Below are 16,070 nucleotides of genomic sequence, written 5' to 3'. Positions count from 1 at the left end.
ATACGCGACGAAGTAGTCCTCGATCTGCGCATTCCCGGCACCGCTCCTGACCTTCCGCGCTTTCGTCCCAGCCGGGTGAAGCCCGACATCCGCCTCCCGACCATCGCAGTCTTGATGGGGCCCAACGGGTCTGGGAAGACGACGCTGCTGCGGGCGTTGACCACGATGGCGAACGTCGCTTCTCTACCCTCGCGGTCCGACGATGCTAACGCCTTCATCGACGCGGTAGTGCCCTTCGCCTCGGAGTCGACAATCGGAGATGCCACGCGCTTCTGTCTGGACGTCGAAGCAGATTGGTTGGCCTTGGACGAAACTCCGCAGCTCTTTCGCTACGAGCTGGCTCTGCGGCGGGACCGCCGCGACCAGAATAGTCCCGTTTTCAGTTACGAGGCTCTGTCTCACTTCCCCCGGGGGCGGTCACGCCGCCTCTTCGAACGTGAGAGTGCAGAGGCGCCGGTCCGCGTTTCCAGAGAGATTTCCGGCGCTCTCGGGTTCGACTCCAGGGCTGGCCGGATCGGCGCGATCCGGGACGACGCACCAGTCATCGGCACCCTCGCGATGCTCAAGGTCCCCCTCGCAACGCGGATTGCCGACTGGCTGCAGAGTCTTGCGGTGGTCTCCAACGTCTCCATTGTCAAGACGCTGGCACTACCCACCAAGAACGTGGTCGACATTCTCGCGAGCAACTCCGAACTACGTGCATGGGCGTCCAAGCATCTGGAGTCCAGCGACCTCGGGATTCAGGGCGTCGAGGTTCGGGAGCGAACCGTCACGGATCCGGAGGACTGGCTGACAGTCTGGTTCAACCATCGCGAACCGGTCGCCGCTCTGCCCCTCATGGTGCAATCCGGGGGTACCCAGCGGCTCTTTCATCTCTTGCCTCAGCTCTATGTCGCCCTTGAGAAGGGCCTTCCTGCCGCCCTGGACGAGATCGATGCCGACCTTCACGTCGACATCGTCGGCGACATGCTGGGGTGGTTCAGGTCTCGAGAGACCAATCCGCGCAATGCGCAACTCCTTGTCACCTCACACAATGTGGGGTTGCTGGACGACATGGAGAAGGAAGAGCTCTTTGTCGTGGAGAAGACACGACGAGGCGAAACCAAGGTACACGGCGCTCAGGACGTCCGAGGCCTTCGGCGCGATACTCGGCTCTACCCCAAGTACCGCGCCGGCGTTCTCGGCGGCATTCCGAAAGTCGGTTGAGACAGGATGCGGCGTCGGCGCGTCGTCGAACCCCGCCAGGTGATCTTCGTCGGTGTCGAGGGCAAGAGTGATCGCGCTTTCGCTCAGCTTCTCCAACGTTGCTGTGAGGACGCGGGTCTTCACTTGCACCTAGACGTCAAGCCTGCGACTGGTGGCGACACCGTCTCAGTCGTCGAAGAGGCCGGTCGTCGGATCGCCAGACATCCCGGCAGGCGGTTTTTCACTGGGCAGGTCGTGCTGCTGGATCGGGACCGCCTTGATCGAGACCGGAAGAACGGTCGCGACGCACGTATCACGGCGGCCAAGTGGCGGCTGGAAGTCGTCTTTCAGGAACCGAATCTGGAGGGGTTGCTCCTCCGGCTGCATCCGGGTTGCGAGCAACGAAGGCCGACTGCAAGGGAATCGCTCCTGGAGCTGCGACGAGTGTGGCCCGCCAGCCGGACACGCCCCAGGCTGTGGAGCGTCGCCACTTCCCAAAGCGAGATGCCGGACACGAGCAGCGGCGACGACGGGCTGGCGGATGCAACCGCGTTCCGCTGTGCCGGCGAGAGTCGTGCGCTATCTGTGAGCCACCAGATCAGGACGTGTGTATCGAGCAACGCGATCACCGTCGAAGGCTCTCCCAATGTTCTTCGGGGACAGCCGGTCCGACGATATCGCCCAACACGGCAACGGTGCCCTTGAGGGCCATCTGGGGATACGCGGCGCCGGTGCGGTTGGCCGGCCCCAACTCCGCGACCGGCCGGCCGCGCTTCAGGATGACCACACGCTCGCCGGTTTCCGCGACGCGATCGAGGATGCCCAGGCAGCGTGCCTTGAGATCGGATGCGTTGATGGTCTCCACATGACTAGCGTCAATGACTAGTCATATTCGTGTCAAGCGCGAGACGAACACCGGCGGACGACTTCGGCATCGAGCCGGGAGGCGTGTCGGTGATGATGTAACTTAGAAGATCGCGATCGGATTCAACGGTGACCCCGTCCCGCCGATGACCGGGATCGGCGCCGCCGTCAACATGAACTCCCAACGGTTCTCCGCCGCCGCGGTCTCGGCCAGCGCCTCGAGGTCCATGTTGTCGAAGATGTCGGTCCCCATCGCGGCAATCAACAGCGTATGGACCGGCAGGTTCACATCCTCCACCAGGGACGGCTGCACGTCGGTCGCGGCGTCGCTCCCGACGAACGAGACGTCCCGCTCGCGGATCCAGCGGACGACCGACGCATGGATACCCGCGGAATTACCGGAGAGTTGCCACGGCCCTTCCGCCGCGCGTCGCGCCCAGCGCCCGGTCCGGATGAAGATGACGTCGCCGGATCCGACCGTCGTGCCGGCCTGCTCCAACCACGCCTCGATGTCCTCGACGTAGATCGCTTCGCTCGGCTCCAGGTACGGCACGCCCTTCAGCCGGGGGATGTCGAGCAGGACGCCGCGCGTGACGATCCCCTGCTGCAAGTTGGAGATGTCGTTCTTCGTGCATCCCTCTTCGGCCGAGCTCGCCGAGGTCGGGACGTTGTTGTAGAGCAGGCCGTTGTAAGCGAAGTGACACAGCGAGTCGATGTGGCTGACGCCGTAGCCGTGGTAGGTGAACTCGATCGTGTCGCTCGTCAGGCTCTCCGACATCGTGTGGTTGAAAGCGCTGTCGGGGTTGTCGACCGCCTCGTCGGGCATGGGGCTGTGCGCAAGCGATACGGTAATGCCGCTCTGGACCAGCCCCGCCGCCTCCCGCACCTTGTCCGGTGTGATCAGGTTGGCGGTACCGAGCTCGTCGTCCGCGCCCCAGCGGCCCGCGTTCGACACCTCCTGAAAGAGCGCATCGAACTCCTCCGCGTTGCGCGGGAAGTTCCGATCCTCCTGGGTGTCAGCCCCCGAGCAGGCGGCGATGATCACCGCAATGGCCGCCGCCGCTACTGCTGACGCCGTCGTCCACTTCCGTGTCATGGTGGTTCTCCTTCGGTGCCGACCGGTCAGGCGGTCATTGTAGTCAGCATTTGCACTCTCACGGTCGGGGTGCGACGTCACGCGGTCAGGCGCCCCAGTTCCTGCACCTCGCCGTAGCGGAAGCAGTCGACCTGGTGATCGTTCACCATGCCGGTAGCCTGCATGTGCGCGTAGCAGATGGTGGAGCCGACGAACGAGAAGCCGCGCGACTTCAGGTCCTTGCTCAGCGCGTCGGACTCCTTGGTCCGAGCCGGTACCTCCGACCACGATCCCCATCGGTTCTGTCTGGGCCGACCGTCGACGAAACGCCAGATGTAGGCGTCGAAAGTGCCGAAGTCCTCCTGCACCGCGAGAAACGCCCGCGCATTCCTGATGGCGGATTCAATCTTCAGCCGGTTCCGGATGATGCCGGCGTCGTTCAGCAGCCGTTCCACCTTGCGCGCGTCGAATCGCGCCACCTTCCTCGGATCGAACAGGTTGAACGCCCGGCGGTAGGCCGGCCGCCGCTTCAGGATGGTCAGCCAGCTCAATCCCGCCTGCGCGCCCTCAAGGACGAGCATCTCGAAGATCTTCTGATCGTCATGGAGCGGGACGCCCCATTCCTCGTCGTGGTACGGCAGGTAGAGCGGGTGGGACGCGCCCCACGGGCAGCGCACGCGATCGTCGCCCGGTGCGGTCACGGGGGCATGATACTGTCCGTAACCGATGCGCAGCCGTTGTCTGGCCGCTCGGTTCGCGGTCGCCGCCATTGTCCTCGCGGCAGTCCCGCCCGCACTTGCGCAGCAGGCCGAGCGGGAGCCGTTCGTCGCGACGCTCACCGTCGAGGAGATGTCCGGCAAGCAACTCGTCCTTGACACGGCTCTCGGGATGATCGCGATCGACCTCCGGCCCGATATCGCCCCGAATCATGTCGGGCTGCTCCTGCAACTCGTCGAGCAGGGGGCCTACGACGGGACGACGTTCCACCGGATGGTGGCGAACGGCATCGTTCAGGGAGGCGATCCGCTTACGGCCGATCCGGATCGAGCGACCGACTACGGCCGCGGTGGGCTCGGCCTGGTGGACGGAGAGATGAGCGATGCGCCTCATCTCCGAGGAACGGTGTCCGCCGTGGTTGCGCCGGGCGACCCGAACAGCGGCGGCGCGCAGTTCCTGATCTGCGTCGTGGATCAGCCGGGCCTCAATGGGCAATACACCGTCTGGGGCCAGGTCGCCGACGGCATGGATGTCGTCACGCGCATCTCCGAGACCCCGATCGACGCGGAGGGACGCGCCACCGAGCGCGTCGTGGTCCGGACCGCCACGATCCGCGACAAGCCGCCGCCGGAGGCGCCGCCGTACACGACCGAGACCGACGCCGAACTGGCAGCCTATCGGGTCGTTCTCAACACGACGCATGGCCGGATCGCGATCGATCTCTACCCCGACCGCGCGCCCAGCCATGTCCGCAACTTCCTTCGCCTCGCCGACGCCGGCGTCTACGACGGCATCGCCTTCCACCGCATCGTCCCCGGCTTCGTCATCCAGAGCGGCCATCTCCCGACGCGCCGCGAAATGCTGACCGACCGCCAGCAGCGCTTCATCGAGAACCTCGATCCGGAGTTCAACGATACGCCGCACGTGCGCGGCGTCGTCTCCATGGCGAGACTCGACGATCCATCGAGCGCATCCACCAGCTTCTTCATCGTCACCGACACGTCGCCGGAGCTCGACGGCGTCTACACCGCCTTCGGCGTCGTCACCGAAGGGCTCGATGTCGTAGCGTCTATCGAAGCGGTTCCCGTCGACGGGGAAACCCCGGTCGACCGGGTGGAAATCGTCGACGCCGAAGTCGTCCGCCGCTAGCAGCCCGTGGTGAAACCCCCGCTACATTCGAGCGGCGATACATCCCGGCTGAACTGCGTTGCTCCTCGGTCGCATATGGCCAATATGCTCCCTCGTCGCGCCTTGTCAGCCGGGCGTCTCGCCGCTCTCGGTGTGACGCGGGGTTTCACCACGGGCTGCTAGTCGTCTTTCGCTTGACACGCATATGACTGGTCATTGACACTAGTCATGTGGAGACCATCAACGCATCCGACTTCAAGGCACGCTGCCTGGGCATCCTCGATCGCGTCGCGGAAACCGGCGAGCGTGTGGTCATTCTGAAGCGCGGCCGGCCGGTCGCCGAGTTGGGGCCGGCCAACCGCACCGGCGCCGCGTATCCCCAGATGGCCCTCGAGGGCACCGTTACCGTGTTGGGCGATATCGTCGGACCGGCCGTCCCCGAAGAACATTGGGAGAGCCTTCGACGGTGATCGCGCTGCTCGATACGCACGTCCTGATCTGGTGGCTCACGGATAGCACGCGACTCTCGCCGGCGCAGCGGGATGCCGTTGCCTCCGCCAGCGCGACGTCGCCGCTGCTCGTGTCCGACATCTCGCTTTGGGAAGTGGCGACGCTCCATAGCCTGGGACGTGTCCGGCTGGCGGTTCCGCTTCGGGACTGGCTGGAAGCGGCGGTTGCGCCGCCGCTCGTGCGGGTCCACGGCATTTCCCCAGCCATTGCGGCGGAGCTTGGCGCATTGCCCGATTCATTCCACCGCGATCCGGCCGATCGGATTCTCGTGGCGACAGCCCGTGTCCTCGGCGCCACGCTGTTGACGCAGGACCGGCGCATTGTCGAGGCGGGCCTGGCCAGTACGCTCAGTTGATTGCCGGTGAGCCGGCGTGCGCTTCCAGCGTGTCCGTTGCGGTGTCCGCGGCGCGTGGCGGATACAATCTGCGCCACCGATGGATCTCGAAGCACGCATTTCGACTTTGTTCTCCCAGGGCGCCGACGCCGACCGCACCGAAGCCCGCGCCGCGTTCGCCGAGTTGCGGACGGAACTCTCCGCCGGCCGCGTCCGCGCGGCAGAACCGGACGCTGACGCCCCGACCGGCTGGCGCGTTAACGCCTGGGTGAAGCAGGGCATCCTGGTCGGCTTCCGCTGCGGCGACATCGTGCCGTTTGCGTCGCCCGACGAGACGTCCCCCTGGCTCGACAAGGACACGCTGCCGCTCCGGCCGCTGTCGGCGGAATCGCGCGTGCGCCTGGTGCCGGGGGGATCGTCGGTGCGTGACGGCGCCTACCTCGGCGCCGGCGTCATCTGCATGCCGCCGATGTACATCAACATCGGCGCGTATGTAAGCGACGGCAGCCTGATCGATTCGCACGCGCTGGTGGGCTCCTGCGCCCAGGTCGGCAGCGGCGTTCACGTCAGCGCCGCCGCACAGATCGGCGGCGTGCTCGAGCCGGTCGGCGCGCTGCCGGTCATCGTGGAGGATGACGTTCTCGTAGGCGGTAACACCGGGCTATATGAAGGGGCAGTGGTCAAGCGCCGGGCGGTCATCGCGGCCGGCACGGTCCTGACCGGCTCGACGCCGATCTACGATCTGCCGAACCGGTGCGTGATCAAGCCGGTCGCGGGCGAGCCGACGGTGGTGCCCGAAGGGGCGGTCGTCGTTCCGGGCGCCCGCGCCGTCACGGCGGAGCCGGGCCGGGAGTGGGGCCTGTCCCTCGCCACGCCGGTTATCGTGAAGTACCGCGACGCCAAGACCGACACCCGCACCGCGCTGGAAGACTGGCTTCGGTGATTCAATGATGGAACCTGCCGCGACCGACGTCGTCGATCTCGCCCGCTCGCTCATCGACATCGAGTCGACCAGCGGCCACGAAGCCCAGGCTACCGACTGGCTCGCCGCCTGGCTGCGGCGCCAGGGCTACGACGTCACCGAGCAGCCGGTGGTGGACGACCGCGTCAACATCATCGCCACCGTAGGCGCCGGCGATCCGGAGATTGTCTTCTCGACCCACATCGATTGCGTGCCGCCGTTCTTTCCGAGCCGTGTGGAGGGGGACGTTCTCCATGGCCGGGGCGCATGCGATGCGAAGGGGATCCTGGCGGCCGAGATCATGGCCCTCGAACGTTTCCGGGTGGCCGGGGAGGAGCGTGTCGGCCTACTCGTGGTGGTGGGTGAGGAGCGAGGCAGCCACGGCGCGCGTGCCGCGAACCGGCTCGCGACGCGTTCCCGCTATCTGATCAACGGGGAGCCGACCGACAACCGGCTGGCCCTGGGGACGAAGGGCGCGTTCCGCGTGCGTATTTCCGCCACGGGACGGGCGGCCCATTCAGCCTACCCGGAGCTGGGGGAGTCCGCCATCGACAAGCTGCTCGACGCACTGATCACACTGCGCGATCTCGAGCTCCCGTCGGATCCCGTCCTGGGCCAGGCGACCTGCACCGTGGGGCTCATCGGGGGAGGCGTCGCGCCCAACGTGATCCCTCCGGAGGCGGAGGCGGACGTCAACTTCCGCACCGTCGGTCCGTCGAGCGCGATCCGCGCACTGCTCGACGCGCGACTCCGGGATGTCACCGTCGAGGAGATCCTGGACGTCCCCGCGGTGCGGCTGACGACGCGGCCCGGTTTCGACACCCAGGTCGTCTCGTTCGCTACCGACATTCCCTTCCTCACCTCGTGGGGCCAGCCGCTGCTGCTCGGCCCAGGTTCCATCCATGTGGCGCACACGGACCAGGAGCAGGTGGCCATCCCGGAGCTGGTCGGCGCCATCGACCTCTACGAGTCGCTGGCGAAGCAGCTATTGGACGAGGCCTAGACCCTTCAAAACGCCGATGATCCGTTCGTGGCTCTCCGGGCGGGGAGGCGCCATGGGCGAGCGGTAGGTAGCGGTGTCGATCAGGCCCATTTCCGCCAGCGCCGCCTTGACCGGGATCGGATTCGACTCGACGAAGTTCACCTGCATCAGGGGCAGGAGGCGGTTGTGGATGGCGCGAGCCTCGGCGTAATCGCCCGCCGCGGCACGGTCGACCAGCGCGGCCATCTCCTCCGGCGTCTCGTTGGAGACGACGGAGATGACGCCGCGGCCGCCGAGCGCCATCAGCGCGAGGGTGAAGGCGTCGTCGCCCGAGAGGACGGAGAAATCGTCCGCCATCGTCTGGCAGATCTCGCACATCTGGCCCAAGTCGCCGGAGGCTTCCTTCACGCCGACGACGTTTGGAATCTCGGCCAGTCGGCGCAGCGTCGCGGGCGTCACGTTGCAGCCGGTCCGGCTCGGGACGTTGTAGACGATGATCGGCAGCTCGGTCGCTTCGGCAATCGTCGCGTAGTGCAGGAATAGCCCGTCGGGCGTCGGCTTGTTGTAGTACGGCGTCACCGACAGGATGCCGTTGGCGCCCGCGCGGGCCATGTCGGCGGCCAACTCGGCGGATGCGCGGGTGTCGTAGCCGCCCGCGCCGGCGAGCACGGGGACGCGGCCGTCTGCCGCCCGCGCGACCAGCTCGACGACGCGGATCTTCTCGGCGTGCGCCAGCGTCGGGCTCTCGCCCGTCGTGCCGCACGGCACGAGGAAGTGCACGCCGCCGTCGACCTGGCGCCGCGCCAGGCGAGTGACGGCCGCTTCGTCCAGATCGCCAGTCTCGGTGAACGGCGTTACGAGCGCCGGTCCGCAGCCCGCCCAGTTGGTTGCCATCTCAGTCGAGTCCCAGCACGTCGCGCATCGTGAACCATCCCTGCCGGCCCACCACCCACCTGGCCGCCTCGATCGCGCCGCGCGCAAACGTCGCCCGGTCACGCGCGGTGTGGGTCAGCGCAATCGTCTCGAAGGGTCCGTCGTAGCCGACCGTGTGCATTCCGGGCATCTTGCCGGCTCGCGTCGAGGCCATGTCGATCTCGCGCGTGTAGCCGGCGCCGCGCATCGCCGCCTGGAGGGCGAGGGCGGTCCCGGATGGCGCATCCCGCTTGGCCGCGTGGTGGTGCTCGTGAATGAACGCGCCGAAGTCGGCGTGCGGCGCGATCAGCGCGGCGCCGCGTTCCACGATCGCCTGGAAGAGATTGACGCCAAGCGAGAAGTTGGCCGCATGCACGACGCCGATCCCGGCATCGTCGGCCAGCCGCCGCACTTCGGTTTCGCGGTCGTTCCAGCCGGTCGTGCCGATGACGACGTTGATGCCGCGCGCCGCCAGCTTCGCGACATTCGGCACGATCGCGTCGGCGAGTGAGAACTCGATGGCCACCTGCACGCCGTCGAGGGCCGGCGAGTCGATCCCGCAGCCGTCCCGGTTGTTGTGGATGTCGAGCCGCTCGGCCACCGCACAGCCGTGCGATTCGGCGATCGCGTCGACCGCCCGGCCCATCCTGCCGTAGCCGACCAGCACAAGGCGAACCGGAGCGTGATGGGACGATTGGGAGGCCATCGGTCGGGTCCGGCGGTTCACGGAGCCGCGTGCCGGACGATTATACTCGCGCGTTATGCCGACACCCGCGGCCCTGCCCGAGACGATGACCGCCATCGAGATCAGCGAACCCGGCCCGCCCGAGGCGCTGCGGCCGGCCGTGCGGCCGACGCCGCGGCCCGGCTCCGGTGAGGTGCTGGTGCACGTGGCGGCAGCGGGCGTCAACCGGGCCGACGTCATGCAACGCGAGGGACGCTATCCGCCGCCTCCGGGTGCATCCGACATCCCGGGACTCGAGGTTGCGGGCACCATCGCGGAGGTCGGCGGAGATGTCGTGGACGTTGCGGTGGGCGACGAGGTGTGCGCCATCGTCAGCGGGGGCGGCTACGCCGAGTACTGCGTCGTGCCGGCGCCACAGTGCCTGCCGATTCCGCCGTCGGTCAGTCTCCGGGATGCGGCCGCCCTCCCCGAGGCGTACATGACGGTCTGGACGAACGTTTTCGAGCGGGGCCGTCTCGCGAGGGGGGAGACCTTCCTGGTGCACGGCGGATCGAGCGGCATCGGGACCGCCGCGATCCCGCTGGCGAAGTTGCGCGGCGCGCGCGTCTTCACGACGGCCGGCTCGGAGGAGAAGTGCACGGCCTGCGCCGCCCTCGGAGCGGACCTGGCGATCAACTATCGCGAGCAGGACTTCCTCGAGGTGGTGCGCGAGGCGACCGATGGCCGCGGCGCCGACGTCATCCTCGACATGGTCGGCGGCGCCTACCTTCAGCGCAACATCGACAGTCTCGCCCTCGAGGGCCGGCTCGTGATCATTGCGCTGATGGAAGGCGCCGAGTCCGAGCTGAACCTGGCGGCGGTCATGTCGAAGCGTCTCACCGTTACCGGCTCCACCCTCCGCGCGCGGCGCGTGGACCAGAAGGCGACGGTTGCCCGCGCCGTGCGTCAGGAGGTCTGGCCCCACCTCGCCAGCGGCGAGCTCCGGCCGATGGTTCATGCGACCTATCCGCTGGCCGATGCCTCCGAGGCACACCGCGTCATGCAGTCCAGCCGCCACATCGGGAAGCTCCTAATGATCCCGTAACGCTTGTCATGGCGCGGGCCGGCGCGTCCGTCCCCAGACCGGCCTCGCGATATACTTCTGCAGCACGAGTCAGTTGGGGAGGCCTCATGGCAGCCAGCAAGGTTGGGCGTAACGATCCATGCCCCTGCGGAAGCGGCCGCAAGTACAAGGCGTGCTGCGCCAACAAGGCCGAGTCGCGCTCGAAGATTGGGCTCTACGCGGTTGTCGCCGTCCTCGTCGCTATCGCCGGCGTCATCGTCTATACCTTCACCACCGAAGGCACCGGCCCTCGGCAGGTGTGGGACCCCGCCCACGGGCACTACCACACGGTTCCGTAGACGCAGCTCTGGTCAACCTGCCGGGATCGCCGGTCTGGAGACCGGCGCACCTGACGGGCCGCACCGATCACGCCGACAGGCGCGCCATCCCGTCCGAGTAGATCCGCCGCACCTGGTCCGTCGTAGCCGTGTACTGCTCCAGCAACTGACTGCCCGAGACGGACGTGCGCAGGCGTCTCGCGAGCGGTTCCAGCGCCCCCGGGTCCGTGGAGATGGCGTTGGTGCCGCTGTCGGATTCAATCCGCAGGACGGTTTCCAGTTGCCGAAGGAAGGCGTAGGCGTCGCGCAGGACATCGGCTTCGTCCGAGGGCAGGTAGACGCTGTCGGGCAGCGACGCGAGGAGGCGGCGCGAGCCCGGGACCCGAAAACGTTCGTCGTCCCGACCCGCGCGGAGCTGGAGCACCTGCAGCAGGAAGTCGATGTCGGCCAGGCCTCCCTTGCCCCGCTTCAGGTCGAAACGGTCGCCGGTCGCCTCCCGGGCCAACTCGGATTCGATCCGGCCGCGGACATGCATGGCGTAGGCCGGGATGCGCGGCGACCATTCGCCGTAGACGAACCGATTGACGACTGCCTGGACCTCTTCGCCTAGCGCCGGGTCGCCCCCCGCGAAACGCGCCCGCGTCCACGCCATCCGTTCCCAGATCTCGGCCCGGCCCTGGAGGTAGCGCTCGAAGGCGACCAGCGGAATCGCCAGGGCGCCCATCTTGCCTTCGGGACGGAGCCGGGTGTCGATCTCGTAGGCCGCGCCGGCCGCGGTTCGTTTGGACAGCAGGTCGAAGATGGCGCGGACGAACTTCTGGTGAAGCTGGAATCGCTCCGCGTCGGAGGGGTCGCCGTCGTAGAGGAACACCAGGTCGAGGTCGGAGTGCACTGTCAACTCGGAGCTGCCGAGCTTGCCGAGGGCGAGAACGGCCCAGCCGGTGTCGAAGTCAGACGCATCGGCGGATGCCCGGGCGGTGACCGCGGGAGCGGTGCTCGCCGCGCGCGCCGCGGCCCGCAGGGCGCAGTCGGCCACCAGGGAGAGCTTCTCGTTCAGGGGGGTGAGCTCGCGCAGAGCGAGCCACTCGACGAGCACCTTGAACTCCTGCATCGCCTTGACGCGCCGGAACGGATCGAACTGTGACTCCAGGCCGCCGCCGTTGTCCGCCAGCACGTCGGCGAACGCCTCTTCGACGGCTGGCCGGAAGGCCTCGATGTCGAGGACGGCCGACGCCATGAAATCGAGGAGTTCGGGATACGCGGCCAGTCGTGCGGCGAACAGATCGCCGGCGTCGAGGCCTGCCATCAACCGGCGCCGTAGACCGGCGTTCTCGAGCAGCGTCCGGAAGAGCCCGGTCGCGCCGAGGGCTTTCGAGACGACGCGCTCGAAGCGGATGAGGACGCGGTTCGGCGCGGTCAGTGGCGGATCGTCCGACATGATGGTCGCCAGGAGATTCGAGAGCAGGTTGCGCGCCGACGCTCGCCCCGTGGTAGGCGCCGCGTCGAGCGCACGGAGGGCGGCGAGCCCACTGTCCGGATCGTCGAAGCCGGCCCGCTTGAGCCGCTGGCGTGCCTCGCCGTCCTCCATTTCGCCGGCGAGCAGGCGAAAGATCGTGCGGCCGGCCAGCGCCTCGGCCTCGGTCTCTTCGTAGAACAGGTTGGCGTAGATCGCATGGACCCTGTCCCGGTGCGTGTCGAGCACCTGGGTCAGCGTCTCCATCGCGTCGAAGCCGAGCCGCCGGGCCAGCGCGCGCAGGCCGCGCTCGGTTCCGGACAGGCTGTGCGTTTGCTGGCCCTGGGCCGCCTGCAGCCCGTGTTCGATGTTGCGGAGGAAGATGTACGCGGCCTGAAGAACCTGTTGATCGTTCGGCTCGATGAAACCGAGCGCCCCGAGCTCGCGCAGCGCGGTCAGGGTGTGGCCGGTGCGGAGCGATGCATGCTCGCCGCCGTAGATCAGCTGAAAAACCTGTGCGAAGAGTTCCACCTCGCGGATGCCGCCGCGGCCTTCCTTGATGTTGGCGTCCAGATCGCCGTGCTTCGCATGTGCCCGATCCGCCCGCTTCTTGTAGCGAGCCAGTTCTTCGATGGCGGCATGGTCCAGGTATTTCCGGAAAACGAACGGCGCCACCCGCTCGACGAACCGGAGGCCGAGCTCCCGGTCGCCGGCGATCGGCCGGGCCTTCAGCAGGGCGAAACGCTCGAACGTCTCTCCCGTGGTCTCGTAGTAGTGCACCGACTGCTGCAGCGAATAGACCAGGGCGCCCCGCTGGCCGAGAGGACGCAAGCGCATGTCGACGCGGTAGAGGTAACCCTCGGCGGTATGCTCGCTCAGCAGAGCGGTCAATCGGCGCCCCAGCTTCTGATACCGCTCGTGGGCGTCGAGCGCGGCGGGGTCGTCGTCCCCGCCCGGCAGCTCATAGACGTAGATCAGGTCGATGTCGGAGCTGTAGTTCAGGTCGCCGCCCCCCAGCTTGCCCATGGCGATGACGGCGAAGCGGCCCGGCAGCGGTCCCGCCTTGCGGGCCGCCATCTCCCGCGACGCAATCCCCAGCATGCCGTCCACCAGCGCGTCGGCCAGATTCGACAGTTGCGCGGTCGTTGTCGTGAGCGTGGTGGCGTCCAGCATGCCGAACAGGTCGCGCGCCGCGATGCGCAGGAACTCGCGTCGCTGAAACCGCTTGAGCGCGTCCACCTGGTGTTCGGTGGCCGCCATCTCGTTAAGCAGCCGGTTGACCTCGCTCGCGTAGTCGTCCCGGTCGGGTGGCCGCTGCTCAAGCTCGTGGTGCAACCAGTGGAGGTACTCGGGGTTGCGAATCAGGATCTCGCTCAGGAACGGGGACGTGCCGAGAATCTGCGTCAGGATCTCCAGCATGCGTGGGTCCGCACGCAGGTTGTTGATGAAGGTGATCTTCGGCGTGTGTTCCGACGCGAAGCGGCAGAACCCGACCAGGGCGGCGTCGGGGTCGGGTGTGGTGGCAAACGCGTCGAAGAGCGTTTCCGCCATTTCGCCCAGGGCCAGCCGGCTCGGCAGATCGGCGGCCAGTTGCTGCAGGTGCGCATCCGCCGCGGCCCCGTCGCGCAGCCCGCACGTCTCGAGGAAGGCCGCCGCACGTTCAGGCGCGAGCTGCGCCGCGAGGAAGATATCGCGGGGAGTGACGACTGCCGGCTCGGTGGGAGGCATCCCTGAGGGGGAGTATCAGGGAGCGGGCGGGCTGGTGCAAACCTCGGCGTGGAGGCCGGCGCGCTGGCGGGCGCACGAATGGTTGCCGGCCTGGAGGCCGGCGCACCAAGGAGGCTGGCGCACCCGGGAGGCCGGCGCACCAGGAAGGCCGGTGGGCCAGGAAGGCAGTAGCCCGAGGCGCCGGCAATGACGCCTCGGGCTACCGGGTGGTGACGAACTTGCGGCCGACGTCGTTCGCGCCAGCGCGCCCTTGGGTCGCGCGGGAGCAAACTCCTAGATGTCGAAGTAGAGCGCGAACTCCCACGGGTGGGGCCGCAACCGGATCGCGTCGACTTCGTTCTCGCGCTTGTAGGAGATCCAGTTCTCGATGACGTCGGGCGTGAAAACGTCTCCCTTCAGCAGGAACTCGTGGTCCGCCTCAAGCGCGTCGAGCACCTGCGACAGGTCGCCCGGCGTACTCTCGATCTTGCCCAGCTCCTCCGGCGGCAGGTCGTACAGGTCCTTGTCCATCGGCTCCGGCGGCATGATCTTGTTCTGGACCCCGTCGAGGCCCGCCATCAGCATGGCGCTGAACGCAAGGTAGCCGTTGCAGGTCGGATCCGGGAACCGGCACTCGACCCGCTTCGCCTTCTCGCTCTTCGAGTAGACCGGGATCCGGACGGCCGCGCTCCGGTTCCGCATCGAGTAGATGAGGTTGATCGGAGCCTCGTAGCCGGGCACCAGGCGCCGGTACGAGTTGGTCGTCGGATTGGTCAGCGCGAGCAGCGCCGGCGCATGCTTGAGGATGCCGCCGATGTAGTGGACGGCGGTCTCGCTCAGGTCGCCGTAGGTGCCGGCCGCGAAGAACTGGTTCCGGCCGTTCTTCCAGATGCTCTGGTGCACGTGCATGCCGGAGCCGTTGTCCTGGAACACCGGCTTCGGCATCAGCGTAACCGTCTTGCCGTGCTTCCGCGCGACGTTCTTGACGGCGTACTTGTACTTCAGCAGCTTGTCGCCCATGTTGACGAGCGAGTCGAACCGCATGTCGATTTCTGCCTGGCCGGCGGTTCCCACCTCGTGGTGGTGCACCTCGATGTCGACGCCCAGCGCTTCGAGGGCGAGCAGCATCTCGGTCCGCAGGTCCTGGTGGCTGTCCATCGGGGGCACCGGGAAGTACCCCTGCTTGTAGCGGATCTTGTAGCCGAGGTTCCGGGAGTTCCCGGCGCCGTCCGGATTCTCCACACGTCCGGCGTTCCAGAAACCCTCGCCGGCGTCGATGTGGTAGTAGCCCTCGTTGTAGCCCTGCCCGAACCGGACGTCATCAAAGATGAAGAACTCCGGCTCCGGCCCGAAGTAGGCAGTGTCGCCGATGCCGGTCGACTTCAGGTAGTTCTCCGCCTTTTGCGCGATGTGGCGCGGGTCGCGGGAGTAGTCCTCGCCGGTCACCGGGTCCTTCACGTTGCAGATCAGGCAGAGCGTCGGCTCGGCCGAGAACGGATCCATGAACGCGGAGGATGCATCCGGGACGAGCAGCATGTCGCTCTCCTGGATCTCCTGGAACCCGCGGATGCTCGATCCGTCGAAGCCGATTCCCTCCTCGAACACGTCTTCCGCAAACTCCTTGGCGGACACCGTGAAGTGCTGCCACAGTCCCGGCAGATCGATGAACCGGAGATCGATAACGCGGATCCCCTCCCCCTCGATCTTCGCCATCACGTCATTCGCTGTCATTCCGCTACCTCTCCATCATGTTGGTGGTCGCTACTCCGTGGTGTTCCTCCTCGCGCGACGTTCGACCATCCGCGCGCACACCCTGTCCGCCGTCTGCGGCGCAACGCCTACACGACGTCGCGCTCTCCCGTCCGAATGACGCAACTCTGCTCGACCGGCAGGACGAAAATCCGTCCGTCGCCAATCTCGCCGGTCCGCGCCACATCCATGATCGCGTCGATCGCCGTCTCGACCTGGTCGTCCGCGACGACCACTTCGATCTTCACCTTGGGCAACAGGCTGATCTCGTACTCCCGGCCACGGTAGATGGAGGAGTGACCCCGTTGCCGGCCGTGTCCCCGCACCTCGCTCACGGTGATTCCCGACAGGTTCGCCTCGTTGAGGGCGTCCTTTATTTCGTCGACCTTGTTCGGTCTCACAATCGCCTTGATCAGTTTCATGCCGTC

General features: G+C 67.1%; 15 protein-coding genes and 1 pseudogene. 7 read left to right on the top strand and 9 right to left on the bottom strand.

Going from position 1 to position 16,070, the window contains the following annotated elements:
• Positions 1-75: 75 nt before the first annotated feature.
• Positions 76-1,206, top strand: a complete 1,131-nt coding sequence (locus F4Y45_10980; GenBank protein ID MXY25031.1) for an ATP-binding protein — start codon at positions 76-78, stop codon at positions 1,204-1,206.
• Between the two features lie 165 nt (positions 1,207-1,371).
• Here F4Y45_10980 and F4Y45_10975 read toward each other — a convergent pair whose 3' ends face one another.
• The 4 genes from F4Y45_10975 to F4Y45_10960 form a co-directional block, all read right to left on the bottom strand.
• Entirely contained in the window at positions 1,372-1,572 is a 201-nt protein-coding gene (locus tag F4Y45_10975) for a hypothetical protein (GenBank protein ID MXY25030.1), read from the bottom strand.
• Positions 1,573-1,810: 238 nt separating this feature from the next.
• Positions 1,811-2,065 carry a type II toxin-antitoxin system prevent-host-death family antitoxin gene (locus tag F4Y45_10970; protein ID MXY25029.1) on the bottom strand — a complete coding sequence of 85 codons (255 nt, stop codon included), beginning with the start codon at positions 2,063-2,065 and terminating at the stop codon, positions 1,811-1,813.
• A gap of 87 nt (positions 2,066-2,152) precedes the next feature.
• On the bottom strand, positions 2,153-3,145 hold the full coding sequence (locus F4Y45_10965; protein MXY25028.1) for a cyclase family protein: 993 nt from the start codon (positions 3,143-3,145) through the stop codon (positions 2,153-2,155).
• A gap of 77 nt (positions 3,146-3,222) precedes the next feature.
• Positions 3,223-3,894, bottom strand: coding sequence for a DNA-3-methyladenine glycosylase I (locus tag F4Y45_10960; GenBank protein ID MXY25027.1), 672 nt, complete (start codon positions 3,892-3,894; stop codon positions 3,223-3,225).
• Between F4Y45_10960 and F4Y45_10955 the strand changes: the two genes are divergently transcribed.
• The 4 genes from F4Y45_10955 (at position 3,851) to F4Y45_10940 (ending at position 7,777) form a co-directional block, all read left to right on the top strand.
• A complete protein-coding gene (locus F4Y45_10955; protein MXY25026.1) occupies positions 3,851-4,990 on the top strand; it encodes a hypothetical protein in 1,140 nt (379 codons plus the stop codon). The two genes, F4Y45_10960 and F4Y45_10955, sit on opposite strands and share 44 nt — an antisense overlap.
• Positions 4,991-5,216: 226 nt before the next feature.
• On the top strand, positions 5,217-5,834 hold the full coding sequence (locus F4Y45_10950; protein ID MXY25025.1) for a type II toxin-antitoxin system VapC family toxin: 618 nt from the start codon (positions 5,217-5,219) through the stop codon (positions 5,832-5,834).
• A 79-nt stretch (positions 5,835-5,913) separates the two neighbouring features.
• A complete protein-coding gene (locus F4Y45_10945) occupies positions 5,914-6,756 on the top strand; it encodes a 2,3,4,5-tetrahydropyridine-2,6-dicarboxylate N-succinyltransferase (GenBank protein MXY25024.1) in 843 nt (280 codons plus the stop codon).
• A 7-nt stretch (positions 6,757-6,763) separates the two neighbouring features.
• Entirely contained in the window at positions 6,764-7,777 is a 1,014-nt protein-coding gene (locus F4Y45_10940; GenBank protein MXY25023.1) for a M20/M25/M40 family metallo-hydrolase, read from the top strand.
• Here the strand turns inward: F4Y45_10940 and F4Y45_10935 are convergent.
• Positions 7,760-8,650 carry a 4-hydroxy-tetrahydrodipicolinate synthase gene (locus F4Y45_10935; protein MXY25022.1) on the bottom strand — a complete coding sequence of 297 codons (891 nt, stop codon included), beginning with the start codon at positions 8,648-8,650 and terminating at the stop codon, positions 7,760-7,762. The genes F4Y45_10940 and F4Y45_10935 overlap by 18 nt on opposite strands.
• 1 nt (position 8,651) lies before the next feature.
• On the bottom strand, positions 8,652-9,470 hold the full coding sequence (locus tag F4Y45_10930; protein MXY25021.1) for a dihydrodipicolinate reductase: 819 nt from the start codon (positions 9,468-9,470) through the stop codon (positions 8,652-8,654).
• On the opposite strand from F4Y45_10930, the gene F4Y45_10925 reads away from it, so the two are divergent.
• The gene (locus tag F4Y45_10925; GenBank protein MXY25020.1) at positions 9,430-10,437 is read left to right on the top strand and encodes an NAD(P)H-quinone oxidoreductase; all 1,008 of its coding nucleotides are present in this window, start codon (positions 9,430-9,432) and stop codon (positions 10,435-10,437) included. The genes F4Y45_10930 and F4Y45_10925 overlap by 41 nt on opposite strands.
• Before the next feature lie 86 nt (positions 10,438-10,523).
• A pseudogene (locus F4Y45_10920) lies at positions 10,524-10,613 on the top strand (hypothetical protein).
• A gap of 208 nt (positions 10,614-10,821) precedes the next feature.
• On the opposite strand, the gene glnE reads toward F4Y45_10920, so the two are convergent.
• The 3 genes from glnE to F4Y45_10905 all read right to left on the bottom strand — a co-directional run bounded on the left by glnE (position 10,822) and on the right by F4Y45_10905 (position 16,064).
• Entirely contained in the window at positions 10,822-13,914 is a 3,093-nt protein-coding gene (gene glnE / locus F4Y45_10915; GenBank protein MXY25019.1) for a bifunctional [glutamate--ammonia ligase]-adenylyl-L-tyrosine phosphorylase/[glutamate--ammonia-ligase] adenylyltransferase, read from the bottom strand.
• A 273-nt stretch (positions 13,915-14,187) separates the two neighbouring features.
• The gene (glnA, locus tag F4Y45_10910; GenBank protein ID MXY25018.1) at positions 14,188-15,624 is read right to left on the bottom strand and encodes a type I glutamate--ammonia ligase; all 1,437 of its coding nucleotides are present in this window, start codon (positions 15,622-15,624) and stop codon (positions 14,188-14,190) included.
• Positions 15,625-15,731: 107 nt separating this feature from the next.
• A complete protein-coding gene (locus tag F4Y45_10905; protein MXY25017.1) occupies positions 15,732-16,064 on the bottom strand; it encodes a P-II family nitrogen regulator in 333 nt (110 codons plus the stop codon).
• Positions 16,065-16,070: the final 6 nt, after the last annotated feature.

It is taken from the genome of Acidobacteriota bacterium, from assembly GCA_009838525.1.
In the GTDB taxonomy this organism is placed as follows: domain Bacteria; phylum Acidobacteriota; class Vicinamibacteria; order Vicinamibacterales; family UBA8438; genus VXRJ01.
Note: the sequence above shows the minus strand (reverse complement) of the source record. Positions and strands in the feature narration are given on the sequence as shown.